We start from the raw sequence: 14,253 nt of genomic DNA on the forward strand, positions 1-14,253 counted from the left end.
GTCAGAGGACGTTCCGGGCGGAAGACGGCGTCGATGTCAACGATCCTCGGCATCTGTTCTGCCGATGCAGAGCAACGAAAACCGGTGTTGGTCGGCTCCCTCCGCCCGGGCCTACCGTGAGCAAATCGCGGGCTCGGGCCCCACCCCGAGCCGGCATTCCAGGAAGGAATCTCCGATGCAGCACGACGCAGCCGAGGCGACCATGGCGGTCGAGAAGCGCACCATCGACCACATCCCCGTGAGCGAGCGGCACGGCCGCGCGCGAGACCTGTTCACCATCTGGTTCGGCTCCAACATCATGCTGCTCACCGTGGCCACCGGCGTGGTCGCGACGGCCGTCTACGGCCTGCCGGTCTGGGCCGCGGTCATCGCGCTCGTCCTCGGCCATGCGGTCGGTGGCGTGGTGATGGCGCTGCATGCGGCGCAGGGCCCGCAGATGGGCGTGCCGCAGATGCTGCAGACGCGAGCCCAGTTCGGCTCGTACGGAAGCCTGCTGGTCGTCATCCTGGTGATCTTCATGTACGTCGGCTTCTTCGCCTCCAACATGGTCCTCGGTGGCCAGGCGGTCTCCAGCCTGTTCGGGCTCGACGAGACCCTCTCGATCATCGTGATCGGCCTGGTCAGCGTCGTCGGCGCGGTCGTCGGCTACCGGATGATCCACGCCCTGACCGGCCTGATGAGCCTGGTCTCGGGCGTCGTCCTGGTCCTCGCCTTCGTGTGGATGCTCGGCGTCCACCAGCTGCCCACCGGCACCTTCCACACCGACGGCGCCACCCTGTCCGGCTTCATGGGCACGGTCTCCCTCGCCGCGCTGTGGCAGATCGCCTACGCGCCGTACGTCTCCGACTACACCCGTTACATGCCGCGTGACACCGGGGTGCGGCCCGCCTTCTGGGCGACGTACGCAGGTGCCGTGCTCGGGTCGCTGTTCCCGATGCTCCTCGGCGCGCTCGTCGGCGCCGCGCTGCCCGAGGCCGACACCGTGACCGGCCTGCAGGACCTGACCCCCGGCGTCGGTGGCCTGATCATCGCGGTCTTCGGCATCGGCATCGCCTGCACCAACGCGATGAACCTCTACTGCGGCGCGCTGTCCACGATCACCGTCGGGCAGACGATCTTCCCGAGCTGGGTGCCCGGCGCCTCGGCGCGCGCGGTCGTCTCCGCGGCCCTGTTCCTCGGTGCGGTCGTGATGGGCCTCGCCGGCAAGGACAACTTCCTGGTCAACTTCACCAACTTCATGCTCCTGCTGCTCTGCGTGCTGGTGCCGTGGACCGCGGTCAACCTGGTCGACTACTACGCGCTCAAGCACGGCGACTACGACATCGACTCGCTCTTCGAGCGCGACGGCGGCCGCTACGGCCGGTTCAACCTGATCGCGGTCGCCTGCTACTTCCTCGGCATCCTGGTCCAGATCCCGTTCCTGAGCACCACGATGTACGTCGGCCCGCTGGCCGAGCGGCTGGGCGGCGTCGACATCTCCTGGATCGTCGGCCTGGCCGTGATCAGCCCCCTCTACCTGTTCCTGATGAAGCGCTTCGCCCGCTTCTCCGGCCACCGCCCGGTCGTCGAGGCGGAGGGTGTCGCATGACGCCCGACGAGACGACCTTCGACTACCTGATCGTCGGCGGCGGTACGTCCGGCAGCCTGCTCGCCGCGCGCCTGAGCGAGGACCCCGACGTCACCGTCGGGCTCCTGGAGTGGGGCCCGGACGACGAGCACGAGCCGCGCGCCCGCGAGCTGCGGCGCTGGGCGGAGATGCTCGAGGGCGAGTACGACCTCGACTACCGCAGCGTCCCGCAGGAGCGCGGCAACTCGGCGATCCGCCAGGCCCGGCTCCGGATCCTCGGCGGCTGCTCCGACGGCAACACGATGATCTCGTGGCGTACGCTCGCCGCCGACCTGGACGAGTGGGTCGAGCGGGGCGCGGCGGGCTGGTCGGCCGAGGTCGTCCAGCCCTACTACGACCGGCTGCTGACCCCGATCCAGCCGGTGGCTGCGGCGGACCGCAACCCGATGGTCGCCGACATGGTCGCCGCCGCGGCGACGGCCCTCGAGATCCCGCTCCAGGATGCCTGGAACGACGGCCGCCTCGACACGCGCGCCGAGGGCGCCGGCTTCTTCGAGGTCGGCTACACGCCCGAGGACAACCTCCGCTCCTCGACCTCCATCCACTACCTGCACCCGGCCCGGGCGACGCGGCACAACCTCCGGGTCGTGCTCGGTGCGCGGGTGGAGCGCGTCGACGTCGTCGACGGGGTCGCCCGTGGGGTGACGGCCCGGATCGACGGCTCGCCGGTCGAGCTCACGGCTCGGCGCGAGGTCATCGTCTGCGCGGGCGCGATCGACACGCCCCGACTGCTGCAGCTCTCCGGCATCGGCCCGCGCGCCGTGCTCGAGGCGGCCGGCGTGCCCGTGGTCCTCGACCTACCCGGCGTGGGGGAGAACCTGATGGACCACGCCGAGGGCCTGGTCGTGTGGGAGCTCGAGGAGTCGCCGCCGCCGACCTGCGCGAGCGGCTGGGACGCCGGCGCGCTGGTCAGCGTCATGGAACCCGACAACCGTCCCGACGTCCTCATGCACTTCCCGGTGGAGCCGTGGGCCGTCCACGCCGAGGCGTACGGCGCCGAGCTGCCCGAGCGGATCTGCTCGATCGCCCCCAACGTCGCCCGCCCCGCGTCCCGCGGCCGCGTCTGGATCACCTCGGCCGACCCCGAGGTCGCGCCGTCGATCGACTACCGCTACTTCACCGACCCCGACGGCCGCGACGAGGCCGTGCTGGTCGCCGGCGTACGCCTGGCCCGGCGGATCGCGGCGGCCGAGCCGTTCGCCTCTCGGCTCGTGCGCGAGGTCTTCCCGGGGCCGGACGTGCAGACCGACGAGCAGATCAGCGAGGTCGCCCGGGCCACGCACCAGACCGTCTACCACGTCAGCGGCACCTGTGCGATCGGCGCGGACGACGACCCGCTCGCGGTGCTCGACCCGTCGCTGCGGGTGCGCGGCGTCGCCGGGCTGCGCGTCGTGGACGCCTCGGTGTTCCCGCAGTTGGTCGCCACCAACCCGGTCGTCACCATCATGATGGTGGCCGAGCGCGCCGCGGACCTGATCCGCGGCGCGCACTGACCCCTAGGCCTCGCGCAGCTCCTCGGCCAGCTCGGCGACGATGGCGAGCTGGTGCGAGAGCGTCCGGGCGGACGGCTGCTGGGCGATGAAGGTCTCCTCGAACGGGTCGACGACCTCGGTGCGGATGCCGGAGAGGGTCTCGACGATGGCGAGGCCGCAGAAGGGCACCTCGGACTCGGCGTACCCGCCCTCGTGGACCGCGACCACGCGGCCGTCGCAGACCTCCTCGGCGACCTCCATGACCAGCGCGGTCATCTGCCGGAAGCTGTCGGCGTAGAGCAGCTGACGGGCCAGCGGGTCGACCATGTTGGCGTCGAGGCCGCTGGCGATGACGATCAGCTCGGGCGCGAAGTCGCGGACCGCGGGCAGCACGATGTCGCGCATCGCCGCCAGGTACGTCTCGTGGCCCGACCCCGGCGGTAGCGGCACGTTGAGGTTGAAGCCCAGGCCGGCGCCGCGACCCCGGTCGGTGGTGGCGCCGGTGTCGACCGGGAAGCAGTTCTCCTGGTGGAGGGAGACGGTGAGGACGTCGTCGCGCTCGTAGTAGACCGCCTCGGTGCCGTTGCCGTGGTGCACGTCCCAGTCGATGACGGCCACCCGGCCGAGACCGTGCTCGGCCTTGGCCGCCTCGACCGCGATCGCGATGTTGGCGAGCAGGCAGAAGCCCATGCCCTCCTCGGGCAGGGCGTGATGGCCCGGCGGGCGGGAGAGCGCGTAGGCGTTGCGGTAGCGGCCGGTCACCACGTCGGCGACCGCCCGCTTCGCGAGCCCCGCGGAGAGGGCGGCGATCTCGAAGCCGCCGTGCGAGAACAGTGCCTCGGGGCCGATCTCGCCGCCCCTGCCGGCGCTGAGCTCCTCGAACCGGTCCAGGTACGCCGCCGGGTGCACCCGCTCCAGGTCCGCGCGCGTCGCCGGCTCGGCGCTGTGCACGTCGAGCCGCTCGGTCAGACCGGAGACGTCGAGCAGCGACTTGAACCGCCGCTTCGACTCCGGCGACTCCGGGTGCCCGCCGGTCGCGAGCGGCTGGAGCCACCCGCCGACCGGCAGGAACAGCACGGCCTCACCGGTGCTGTGCCACAGGCAGCGCTCGTCGTGGTAGAACGCCGTCCCCGAGGTGGTCATTACGCACGCGCCTGACGGTCGTACGCCGCGTAGCTGCGCTGCGTCGCGATGTGGCCGGCCACGTGCTTGGCGTCGTGCCAGACACCCCAGATGAAGGACGAGCCGCGGCGGGAGAGCCAGGGGAGGCCGACGAAGTAGACACCGGGCTCGGTGGAGACGCCGCGGCGGTGGGCCGGGCGGCCGCTCTCGTCGAGTGCGTCGACCTTCAGCCAGCCGTAGTCGGTGGCGAAGCCGGTCGCCCAGATCACCGTGGTGATGCCGGCCTCGGCCAGGTCGAGGGAGAGCAGGGGCGTGGTCGCAGCCGAAGGGGCGGGGCCCAGTTCACGGGCCGAGGGCTCCTCGGGCAGGTCGATGCCGTTGCGGGTGACGTACTCGTCGGCGGCGTCGAGGAGGGCGAGGTAGTTGGCGTCGCCCTGGGCGATGTTCTCGGCCAGGTCCTCGCGGAAGGTGAGCGTGCCGGCGTCGAAACGGTTGGTCATGCCGACGAGCCGGATCCCGCCGGCCTCGAGGGCGCGGAAGTCGACGGTGTGGCCGCCGCGGGCGCCGCTGACGGCGATCGTGACGTGCTCCGCGCCTGCGGCAGGGGTCTCCAGGTCCCACAGGCCCAGGACGCCGAGCCACCAGCAGAAGTCGCGGCCGCGGTAGCTGCGCGGGGGACGGTCGTGCGGGCCGACCGAGAGGTGGACCTGGCGGCCGGAGCGCTGCAGCTCGTCGGCGATCTGGACGCCGGAGGAGCCGGCGCCGACGACGAGCACGTTGCCCTCGGGAAGTTGGTCGGGGTTGCGGTAGTCGCTCGAGTGCAGCTGCAGCCGGACCGCGCCGTCGGGGACGATCGGCGGGTAGACCGGCCGCTGGAACGGGCCGGTCGCGGCGACGACGAACCGGGCGTCGATGACGCCCTCGGAGGTCTCGACCCGGAAGCCCGGGCGGCCCTCGTTGCGGGTGACCGAGGTGACCTCGACGCCGGTCCTGATGGGGGCGGCGATCTTCTCGGCGTACGCCTCGAAGTAGGCGGCGACCTGGTCCTTGGTGGCGAACGCGTCCGCGTCGACGTCCTGGAACTCCAGGCCCGGGAACCGGTCGTGCCAGGCGGGGCCGTTCGCGACGAGCGAGTCCCAGCGCATCGTGCGCCAGCGCTCGGCGATCCGGTCACGCTCCAGCACGAGGTGGGGTACGCCGTTGTCGCTCAGGTGCTCGCTCATCGCCACGCCGGCCTGACCGGCGCCGACGACGAGGACCTCGATCTGTTCGTTGGACATACTCAGATCCTGAGCCGCCGGATTGCCTGTGTCCAACAGATGTTGTTGGCCTTACCCATCGGATCGACCGATGCAATGGCCGCGGCCGTCATTGCATCTGTTTCATTGAAGATGGTCGTTGGAAACATCTGTTGGACACATGCCTCGGGACGAGGTGGACTGGTCGTCGTGGAGACCAACAAACCCAGCAGCATCGTCGTCGGCGGACACACCCGGATCCGCCCGTTCAACACCAGCGTCACCTACCCCGAGCAGAACCTCGACAACGACCTGTGCCAGGCCGTCGTCGCGGGCAACACGGTTTACGTGCGCGGCCAGATCGGGCAGGACCTGGACACCAGCGAGTCGGTCGGCATCGGCGACGTCGAGGCGCAGACCGAGCAGGCGATGGCCAACATCAAGATGCTGCTCGAGGAGGCCGGGGCTCAGATGGAGCACCTGGTCAAGCTCACGATCTACATCGTCGACCCGCGCTACCGCGAGACGGTCTACCGGACCATCGGCCGCTGGACCAAGGGCGTGCACCCGATCTCCACCGGCCTGGTGATCTCCGCCCTGGCCCGCCCGGAGTGGCTGGTCGAGGTCGACGCGATCGCGGTCATCCCGGAGGTGGCGAAGTGACCTTCTCCGTCCTCGCCACCGACGGCAAGGGCGCCGTCGGCATCGCCGTGACCTCCTCCAGCCCGGCCGTGGCCGCGCGCTGCCTCCACCTGCGCCCCGGCGTCGGCGGCGCCTCGTCGCAGAACATCACCGACCCGCGCCTGGGCACCGAGCTGCTCGACGCGCTCGCCTCGGGGCTCGACGCCCGGGCCGCGCTCGCGTCGGTCACCCAGGGCCGTGACCTGATCGAGCACCGCCAGCTCACCGTGCTGTCGCTCGACGGCGCGGGCGCGGCGTACAGCGGTTCCGGGTCGCTCGGTGTCCACCACCACGCCGTCGCCCCGCAGGTCGTCGCCGCGGGCAACCTGCTGGCCGGCACCGAGGTCGTCGACGCCGTCGTCGCGGGTTTCCAGGCCGCGACCGGAGACCTCGAGGAACGGCTGCTGGCCGCGCTCGAGGCCGGACTGGCCGCCGGTGGCGAGGCCGGGCCGCTGCACTCGGCGGGTCTCTCCGTCGTCCGCGACGTCGCCTGGCGGGTCACCGACCTCCGCGTCGACTGGAGCGATCGCCCGGTCGAGGACCTGCGCGACCTGCTGAAGGTCTGGATGCCGCAGCGCGACGACTACGTCACCCGCGGCCTCGACCCCACCGCCGCCCCGTCCTACGGCGTGCCCGGGGACGAGTGATGACCACCGCGAAGCAGTCTGCCGCGACCACCGTCAGCGGCGACGCCGAGCGCCTGATCCGGCTCTCCGAGCAGCTGCACGCGAACCCCGAGACCGGTTGGCAGGAGCACAACTCGTCCCGATGGGTCGCGGAGTCGCTGGAGGAGGCCGGTTTCACCGTCACCCCGGCGTACCTCGGCCTGGAGACCGCCTTCCTGGCGACCTTCGGCAGCGGCCCCTTCCGGCTCGGCCTGTGCGCCGAGTACGACGCGCTGCCCGGGCTCGGCCACGCCTGCGGTCACAACCTGATCTCCGCGATCACCGTCGGCGCCGCCCGCGCGCTCGCGCCGCTCGCCGACGCCGCCGGTCTGACCATCGAGGTGTACGGCACCCCGGCCGAGGAGGGCGGTGGCGGCAAGATCGAGCTGCTCGAGCGCGGCGCCTTCGCCGGCCTCGACCTGGCCATGATGGCCCACCCCGCGCCCGTCGACGTCGCCGAGGCCGAGCCGTTCGCGGTGTCCCACTCGCACGTCGAGTACCAGGGGAAGGCCGCCCACGCGGCGGCCTATCCCGAGCAGGGCGTCAACGCCGCCGACGCCTTCACGATCGCCCAGGTCGCGATCGGCCTGCTCCGCCAGCAGCTGCCGCCGACGGTGCGCGTGCACGGCGTGATGACCAACGGGGGAGAGGCGCCCAACGCCATCCCCGCCCGCACCGAAGGCCGCTGGTACGTCCGCGCCGAGAGCCTCGCCCAGCTCGCCGAGACCGAGGAGAAGGTCTGGCGCTGCTTCGAGGCCGGTGCCCTCGCCACCGGTGCGAAGCTCACCGTCGAGCCGGAGAGCAAGCCGTACGCCGAGTTCCGCACCTTCACGCCCGCGCTGGCGGCCTACCGGCGCAATGCCGAGGAGATCGGCCGGGTCTTCGACCCGGGCACCCCGGCGCGCCGGATGAACCGGGCCTCCACCGACATGGGCAACGTCTCCCAGGTGGTCCCGGCGATCCATCCCTACGTCGGGATCAACTCCGGCACCGCCCTCAACCACCAGCCCGAGTTCGCCGCGCACTGCGTGGGCGGGGACGCCGAGAAGGCGATCCTCGATGCCGCGACCGCGCTGGCCTGGACCGCGCTCGACGTCGCCGAGGAGGCGAGCGGACGATGACCACCCTCGACGCCCCGACCACCCGCACCGAGCACGACTCGCTCGGCCCGTTCGAGGTCCCGGCGAATGCCTACTGGGGCGTGCACACCGCCCGGGCGCTGCAGAACTTCCCCATCAGCGGCACCACGGTCGGGAGCCACCGCTCGCTCGTGGCCGCCCTCGGCGCGGTCAAGCTCGCCGCCGCTCGTGCCAACCACGGGCTCGGTCTGCTCGACGACCGCCGCCACGGCGCCATCGCGGCCGCCGCACAGGAGGTCCGCGACGGCGCGCTCGACGACCAGTTCGTCGTCGACGTGATCCAGGGCGGCGCCGGCACCTCGACCAACATGAACGCCAACGAGGTCGTCGCCAACCGGGCGCTCGAGATCCTCGGCCTGCCGTTCGGCAGCTACGACCAGATCCACCCGCTCGACCACGTGAACCGCTGCCAGTCGACCAACGACGTCTACCCGACCGCCGTCCGGCTCGCGCTCGTCGGCGCCGTCGACCGGCTGGTCGAGGCGACCGAGGCGCTCGCCGACTCCTTCGCCCGCAAGGCGGCCGAGTTCCGCTCGGTCCCCAAGATCGGACGTACGCAGCTCCAGGACGCCGTCCCGATGACGGTCGGCCAGGAGCTCGGTGCCTTCGCCATCACGCTGCGCGAGGAGCTGGCCCGGCTGGCCGACTCGCGGGTGCTGCTGTGCGAGATCAACCTCGGCGCCACCGCGATCGGCACCGGGATCACCGCGCACCCCGACTACCGGCGGCTCGCCGTCGAGCACCTCGCCGAGATCACCGGCCTGCCGGTGGTCGGCGCGGGAGACCTGGTCGAGGCGACCAGCGACACCGGCGCGTTCGTGCAGGTCTCCAGCGTGCTGAAACGGATCGTCGTCAAGGCGTCCAAGATCTGCAACGACCTCCGGCTGCTCAGCTCCGGCCCGCAGGCCGGGCTCGCCGAGCTCCAGCTCCCCGCCCGCCAGGCCGGGTCGAGCATCATGCCCGGCAAGGTCAACCCGGTCATCCCGGAGATGGTCAACCAGGTCGCCTTCTGGGTGATCGGCAACGACCTCACCGTGACGATGGCTGCCGAGGGCGGCCAGCTCCAGCTCAACGCCTTCGAGCCGGTGATGGCGCACGGCCTGCTCCAGGGCTTCGCCTGGACCGCAGCGGCCTTCGACTCGCTGCGGGAGACGTGCGTCGACGGGATCACCGTCGACGCCGCCAAGCTCGCCGCCGCGGCCGCCGGCAACGCCGGCCTCGCCACCGCCCTGACCCCGCTGCTCGGCTACGCGCGCTCCGCCGAGATCGCCAAGGCCGCGCTCAGCGGCGCCGGGGCCGTACGCGACCTCGCCCTCGCCTCCGGAGGCCTCGACCCCGCCGTGCTCGACGCGCTCCTGCGCCCCGAGACGCTCGCGAACCTCGACGGCGTCAACGGGGCGAAACGGGAGTGACTTCGGGCAGGATGGCCCGCATGGCCGAGCCGTCCTTCACCCTGACCCAGCTGCGCTACTTCGCCGCGGCTGCGGAGCTGGGCTCCATGACCGCCGCGTCGCGGCAGCTCGTGGTCTCGCAGTCGGCCGTCTCGACGGCCGTCGCCCAGCTGGAGAAGGAGCTGGGCGTCCAGCTGCTGCTGCGCCACCATGCGCGCGGCCTGACCCTGACCGCGGCCGGCGAGGAGTTCTACCGCGAGCTGCGCAGCTATCTGGTGCACACCAGCGAGCTGGTCGAGGTCGCGCGCTCCGCCGGCCAGGCGCTCGTCGGTGACCTCACCATCGGCTGCTTCACCACGCTGGGCCCCTTCGAGCTGCCGCGGCTGCTGGCCGCCTGCGAGCAGGACCACCCCGGCATCCACGTCTCCGTCGTCGAGGACGAGCACGCCGCGCTCAAGCACGCGCTGCGCTCGGGCAGCTGCGAGCTGGCGCTCATGTACGGCTACGACCTCGACGACGACATCGACCACGTCCGGGTCGGCCTGGCGGCGCCGTACGTCCTCGTCGGCAAGGGCCACCGGCTCGCGCGCCGCAAGAAGGTCGCGCTCGCCGAGCTCGAGGAGGAGCCGATGGTGCTCCTGGACCTGCCGCACAGCGGCCAGTACTTCGAGCGTCTCGTCGAGTCGGCCGGCTTCCGTCCGCAGGTCCGCCACCGCAGCGCCGGCTTCGAGACCGTCCGGGCGATGGTCGCCAACGGCCAGGGCTGGTCGGTCCTCAACCAGCGCCCGGCCAGCGACACGACGTACGACGGTGCGCAGATCGTGACCCTCGAGATCACCGACCCGGTCGAGCCTCTCGAGGTCGTGCTGGCCTCGATGAAGGGCGTACGCCTCACCGCGCGCGCCCAGGCGTTCGTCCGCTCCTCGGGGCGGGCAGCACGACGGCGGGAAGGCCGCTGACGCGACCTCCCCGCCGAGGGAGTGCTGGGTGACTCAGGCGTGCGAGGCGAGCGCCAGCTCGCTGGGCGCGAGCTTGCGGCCGCGGGCCAGCAGGTAGTAGATCGGCGCGGTGGCGACCAGGCCGATGATCCAGCTCAGGTCGGCGCCGTCGAGCTTGTCCGCGACCGGCCCGGTGTAGAGCGGCGTCGCCATGAACGGGATCTGGACGACGATGCCGATCACGTAGGCCAGGATCGCCTGGCCGTTGAAGCGGCCGTAGATGCCGCCGTCGGCCGCGAAGATCGAGTCGAGGTCGTAGTTGCCGCGGTGGATCAGGTAGAAGTCGATCAGGTTGATCGCGGTCCACGGGACCAGCACGACGAGCAGCGCGAGCACGATGTCGACGAAGTGCGAGATGAAGTTGCCGGAGACGCCGATGGCGAAGTACGTCGAGGCGGCCATCACCAGCAGCGACAGCACCACGCGGCTGCGGGCGGTCGGGATCCAGCTGGCGACGAACGTCTGCACGCAGGTGATGAGCGAGAGCACGGTGCCGTAGAGGTTGAGCGCGTTGTGGCTGATCACCGAGAGCAGGAACAGCACGAGCAGCGGCGTACCGAACGCGCCGGTGGTGTCGCGTACCCCGGTCATGACCTCGACGCCCGGCTTCATCGCCAGCGCCACGATCGCGCCGAAGACGAACGGCAGGATCGAGCCGAGGGTGCAGCCGAGGTAGGTGGCGGTGAAGGTCGCCTTCACCCCGACGCTGGCCGGCAGGTAGCGCGAGTAGTCCGAGACGTACGGCGCGAACGCGATCTGCCACAGGGCGCCCAGCGAGACCGTCGCGAGGAAGCCGGCGGTGCTGTAGCCGCCCTGCGTCCAGAAGCCGGCGGGCACGCCGGAGACGAAGATCGCGACCGTGCCGAGCACGATGCCGATGCCGAGGACCCAGGTGGCGACCTTGTTGAGCGAGTGGATCACCTTGTAGCCGATCACCGCGATCAGGCCGGAGCCTAGCGCCCCGAGGACGATGCCCGCCTCGACCGGGATCGGGTCGGCGATGCCGTGCAGCGACTGGCCGGCCAGGACGATGTTGGAGGCGAAGAAGGCCAGGTACATCACGGCCGCGATCACCACGACGATCAGCGCCCCGTAGGAGCCGAACTGGCCGCGGCTCTGGATCATCTGCGGGATGCCCATCTGCGGGCCCTGGGCCGAGTGCAGCGCCATGAAGATGCCGCCGACGAGGTGGCCGACGATGATCGCCACGACGCACCAGAACAGATCGAGGCCGAAGACGGTGACGCCAGCGGCACCGGTGACGACGGGCAGGGGAGCGATGTTCGTCCCGAACCACAGGGTGAAGAGGTCGCGCACCTTGCCATGGCGGTCCTCGGGTGGGACGTAGCCGATGGTGTGCTTCTCGACGACTGGTTGGTCTGGCATGTTTCATTCTCCAAAGGTGTGAGGCGCAGCACCAATGGTCGGGACCACCACCTTCCTCTGGCAAACGAATCCTTTTGGTCTAATGCATCGGCAGAACCGATGACTGCCCCGTGGGGCCGGTCGCGGTCATCTAGATTGATCGGGTGAGGATCACGGTCGTACGCGGGGACGTCACCGACCAGCGGGTCGACGCCGTGGTCAACGCCGCCAACTCCTCGCTGCTGGGCGGAGGAGGGGTCGACGGGGCGATCCATCGGCGAGGCGGGCCGGCGATCCTCGAGGAGTGCCGGCGGCTGCGGGCCGGCCATCTCGGCGGCGGGCTACCGACCGGACAGGCGGTCGCGACGACCGCCGGTGAGCTTCCCGCGCGGTGGGTGATCCACACGGTCGGCCCTGTGTTCACCAGCGGCCAGGACAACGTCGCCCTGCTGACCTCGTGCTTCCGTGAGTCGCTCCGGGTGGCCGACGAGCTCGGGGCGCGCACCGTGGCGTTCCCGGCGATCTCGACCGGCGTCTACCGCTACCCGCTCGAAGAGGCGGCCCACGTCTCCCTGTGGACCCTCGCCCGGACCCCGACGGCTGTCGAGGAGGTGCGGATGGTGCTCTTCGACCAGAAGGCGTACGACACCTTCGACCGCGCCCGCGTGGCCCTCGATCCCTCCGATGCGCAGGTCGAGGACGAGCTACGGAGCGTGCCGGAGGCGAGGTGGCGGGAGGCCTTCGATGCTGCCGCCGCGTTGACTGCCCCGGACCCCGACCCGGTCCGCCGGCTGCACCGCACGCTGCCGGTCGTCACCATCGACTGGATGAGATGGATGCGCGGCAACCCGCTTCTCGCCGACCCCGGCCGCATCACCACCGCGCCGCTCGCCGACGCCGCCCGCCTCGCGACCGTCTACGTCCTTGGGGACCGCCTCGACGAGGGTGCCTTCGGTCGAGCCGTCCGCGACGGCTCCATCGACCTGGTCATCGCCCGGCTGCGTTCCTGGTTCGACAGCGAGCGCTGAGAGATCATGAGCCCTGTCTCGGGGCTGAAGGGGAACTGGTGTGAGCGCTCGTCGTGCCGTGATCGGCGTTGTGATCGTTCTGTTGGTGGTAGCCGGCGGCGTCTGGAAGTGGCGTAGCGGGCTGACGCCTCACTACGAGAAGGCCACGGTGTGTGGCGTACGGACAGCTCTTGTCGAGGACCTGTTCGGCACGGACAGGTTCGTGGAGAGGTACGGCTTCGGGAAGCGCTGCTCGGCCATCGTCGGCGGCGAAGGGCCGGACGACGGCGAAGGGCCGGACGACGGCGAGGTCGAGTTCATGGTGCTCGCCGACGATGCGGCGAGCTGGCCGAGGCGCATCCGGTCCGTGGAGTCTCGCGCTCACCGGATGACCTTCAACGGCGGGCGCGGCGGCTTCGAGCGTACCGACGGCAGCTTCGAGGGCACCTGGGTGTGCTCGCGCTACTGGCCCGGGCTGCCGGCGATCTCCGTGTGGTCCTCCGCCGAGGTCGAGGGCTCGGCCAAGGCCTTCGGCAAGGTGTTCCGGGCGGCCGCCGAGTACGCCGCCGGCTGCGACGCCGATCCACTGGACGGACCCTTCGAGACGTACGCGGCGCCGACCGCCTGCGGGATGAGCGCCCGCCGTGTCGCCTCGGTGCTCGGCACCGACCAGTTCAGGAGCGCCGACCCCGAGCCGCTGCCCCTACGGGGCGGGGGGAGTTGGACCTGCGACATCCTCACCGACACCGTCGGTGGCGAGGTCGGCAGCATCGTGGCCGCGGCATCGGTCGAAGAGGACGACTGGGCCGACGAGCACCGGCGCATCGGCACAGTGGAGGACTCGTTCGCAGTCGCCGGCGGACGAGCGTACGTCGATGGCGGCGGCCGCAGTGCGCGTCCCTTCTGGGCATGTGATCTTGCACCGGACGTCGATGGCGGTGGCACGATCGCCACGATCGGTGGTGCGGGTGTTGCTCAGCGGTCTGTCTCCTTCGCCGACCTTCGGGCGATCGTCACCGAGGTTGCGCGCGCTGTCGGCTGTGGGGCGGGCGACGGGTGAGCTCCGCCGTGGTGGGTAACCCTGCCGAGTCGGCGGATCTTGACCGGTGTCTCGCGATGCGAAGCCAGCGAGCCGGCCAAGATGCGCCGACTCGGCATTCAGTTGCTTTCGGTGGTCGAGCTTGTCGAGACCATCTGTTTTCGTGACCGCTTCTTCGGGGCTGGTGTGGGCCGCCGACCCGATCAGGGCGGGTCTTCTCGATCTGGACCGGCGTCGCGGCGATGTATCGAGCTTGTCGAGATGGCGCCTTGCGGGTGTCGGGTTTGCCAGCCGCGTTTAGGGGTCTGGGTCGTGGACCGGTGAGGGGGTAGTCGAGAGCTTGTCGAGAACAGCAGCGGCAGGGCGGCGTGTAACCCTGCCGAGTCGGCGGATCTTGACCGGTGTCTCGCGAAGCGAAGCGAGCGGGCCGGTCAAGATGCGCCGACTCGGCATTCGTTCGGCTCTCGGTGGTCGAGCTTGTCGAGACCATCTGTCCCGTGACCGTTCTT

The 14,253-nt window shown here is 71.0% G+C and carries 12 protein-coding genes and 1 pseudogene; 10 read left to right on the plus strand and 3 right to left on the minus strand.

The window, feature by feature from the left end:
• Positions 1-175 precede the first annotated feature (175 nt).
• Both ACZ6WN_RS17010 and ACZ6WN_RS17015 read left to right on the plus strand, forming a co-directional pair.
• On the plus strand, positions 176-1,588 hold the full coding sequence (locus ACZ6WN_RS17010; RefSeq protein ID WP_465866148.1) for a purine-cytosine permease family protein: 1,413 nt from the start codon (positions 176-178) through the stop codon (positions 1,586-1,588).
• Positions 1,585-3,120: a GMC family oxidoreductase gene (locus ACZ6WN_RS17015; protein ID WP_465866149.1), complete on the plus strand. Its 1,536-nt coding sequence runs from the start codon at positions 1,585-1,587 to the stop codon at positions 3,118-3,120. The genes ACZ6WN_RS17010 and ACZ6WN_RS17015 overlap by 4 nt, the downstream gene beginning before the upstream one ends.
• 3 nt (positions 3,121-3,123) lie before the next feature.
• Here ACZ6WN_RS17015 and ACZ6WN_RS17020 read toward each other — a convergent pair whose 3' ends face one another.
• Both ACZ6WN_RS17020 and ACZ6WN_RS17025 read right to left on the minus strand, forming a co-directional pair.
• Complete coding sequence (locus tag ACZ6WN_RS17020) at positions 3,124-4,242, minus strand: class II histone deacetylase (protein ID WP_465866150.1); 1,119 nt, start codon at positions 4,240-4,242, stop codon at positions 3,124-3,126.
• A complete protein-coding gene (locus ACZ6WN_RS17025; RefSeq protein ID WP_465866152.1) occupies positions 4,242-5,501 on the minus strand; it encodes a flavin-containing monooxygenase in 1,260 nt (419 codons plus the stop codon). The genes ACZ6WN_RS17020 and ACZ6WN_RS17025 overlap by 1 nt, the downstream gene beginning before the upstream one ends.
• A gap of 168 nt (positions 5,502-5,669) precedes the next feature.
• On the opposite strand from ACZ6WN_RS17025, the gene ACZ6WN_RS17030 reads away from it, so the two are divergent.
• From ACZ6WN_RS17030 to ACZ6WN_RS17050, 5 genes are read left to right on the plus strand one after another with little or no spacing between them, the layout of a single operon-like run.
• Positions 5,670-6,122 carry a RidA family protein gene (locus tag ACZ6WN_RS17030; RefSeq protein ID WP_465866154.1) on the plus strand — a complete coding sequence of 151 codons (453 nt, stop codon included), beginning with the start codon at positions 5,670-5,672 and terminating at the stop codon, positions 6,120-6,122.
• Positions 6,119-6,787, plus strand: a complete 669-nt coding sequence (locus ACZ6WN_RS17035; protein WP_465866156.1) for a DUF1028 domain-containing protein — start codon at positions 6,119-6,121, stop codon at positions 6,785-6,787. Before ACZ6WN_RS17030 ends, ACZ6WN_RS17035 begins: the two co-directional genes overlap by 4 nt.
• Positions 6,787-7,926 (plus strand): M20 family metallopeptidase, encoded by a 1,140-nt coding sequence (locus ACZ6WN_RS17040; protein ID WP_465866157.1) that lies wholly within the window; start codon positions 6,787-6,789, stop codon positions 7,924-7,926. The genes ACZ6WN_RS17035 and ACZ6WN_RS17040 overlap by 1 nt, the downstream gene beginning before the upstream one ends.
• Positions 7,923-9,356, plus strand: a complete 1,434-nt coding sequence (locus ACZ6WN_RS17045) for an aspartate ammonia-lyase (RefSeq protein ID WP_465866159.1) — start codon at positions 7,923-7,925, stop codon at positions 9,354-9,356. The genes ACZ6WN_RS17040 and ACZ6WN_RS17045 overlap by 4 nt, the downstream gene beginning before the upstream one ends.
• 20 nt (positions 9,357-9,376) lie before the next feature.
• The gene (locus tag ACZ6WN_RS17050) at positions 9,377-10,294 is read left to right on the plus strand and encodes a LysR family transcriptional regulator (protein WP_465866160.1); all 918 of its coding nucleotides are present in this window, start codon (positions 9,377-9,379) and stop codon (positions 10,292-10,294) included.
• 33 nt (positions 10,295-10,327) lie between these two features.
• On the opposite strand, the gene ACZ6WN_RS17055 is transcribed toward ACZ6WN_RS17050, so the two are convergent.
• Entirely contained in the window at positions 10,328-11,719 is a 1,392-nt protein-coding gene (locus ACZ6WN_RS17055; RefSeq protein ID WP_465866162.1) for a purine-cytosine permease family protein, read from the minus strand.
• Positions 11,720-11,862: 143 nt separating this feature from the next.
• Between ACZ6WN_RS17055 and ACZ6WN_RS17060 the strand changes: the two are divergent.
• The 3 genes and pseudogenes from ACZ6WN_RS17060 to ACZ6WN_RS17070 all read left to right on the plus strand — a co-directional run.
• Positions 11,863-12,360, plus strand: a pseudogene (locus ACZ6WN_RS17060) (O-acetyl-ADP-ribose deacetylase); the annotation flags it as partial.
• 51 nt (positions 12,361-12,411) lie between these two features.
• On the plus strand, positions 12,412-12,726 hold the full coding sequence (locus ACZ6WN_RS17065) for a DUF6508 domain-containing protein (RefSeq protein WP_465866608.1): 315 nt from the start codon (positions 12,412-12,414) through the stop codon (positions 12,724-12,726).
• A gap of 40 nt (positions 12,727-12,766) precedes the next feature.
• On the plus strand, positions 12,767-13,765 hold the full coding sequence (locus ACZ6WN_RS17070; protein WP_465866164.1) for a hypothetical protein: 999 nt from the start codon (positions 12,767-12,769) through the stop codon (positions 13,763-13,765).
• Positions 13,766-14,253: the final 488 nt, after the last annotated feature.

It is taken from the genome of Nocardioides sp. NPDC054178 (assembly GCF_055585005.1).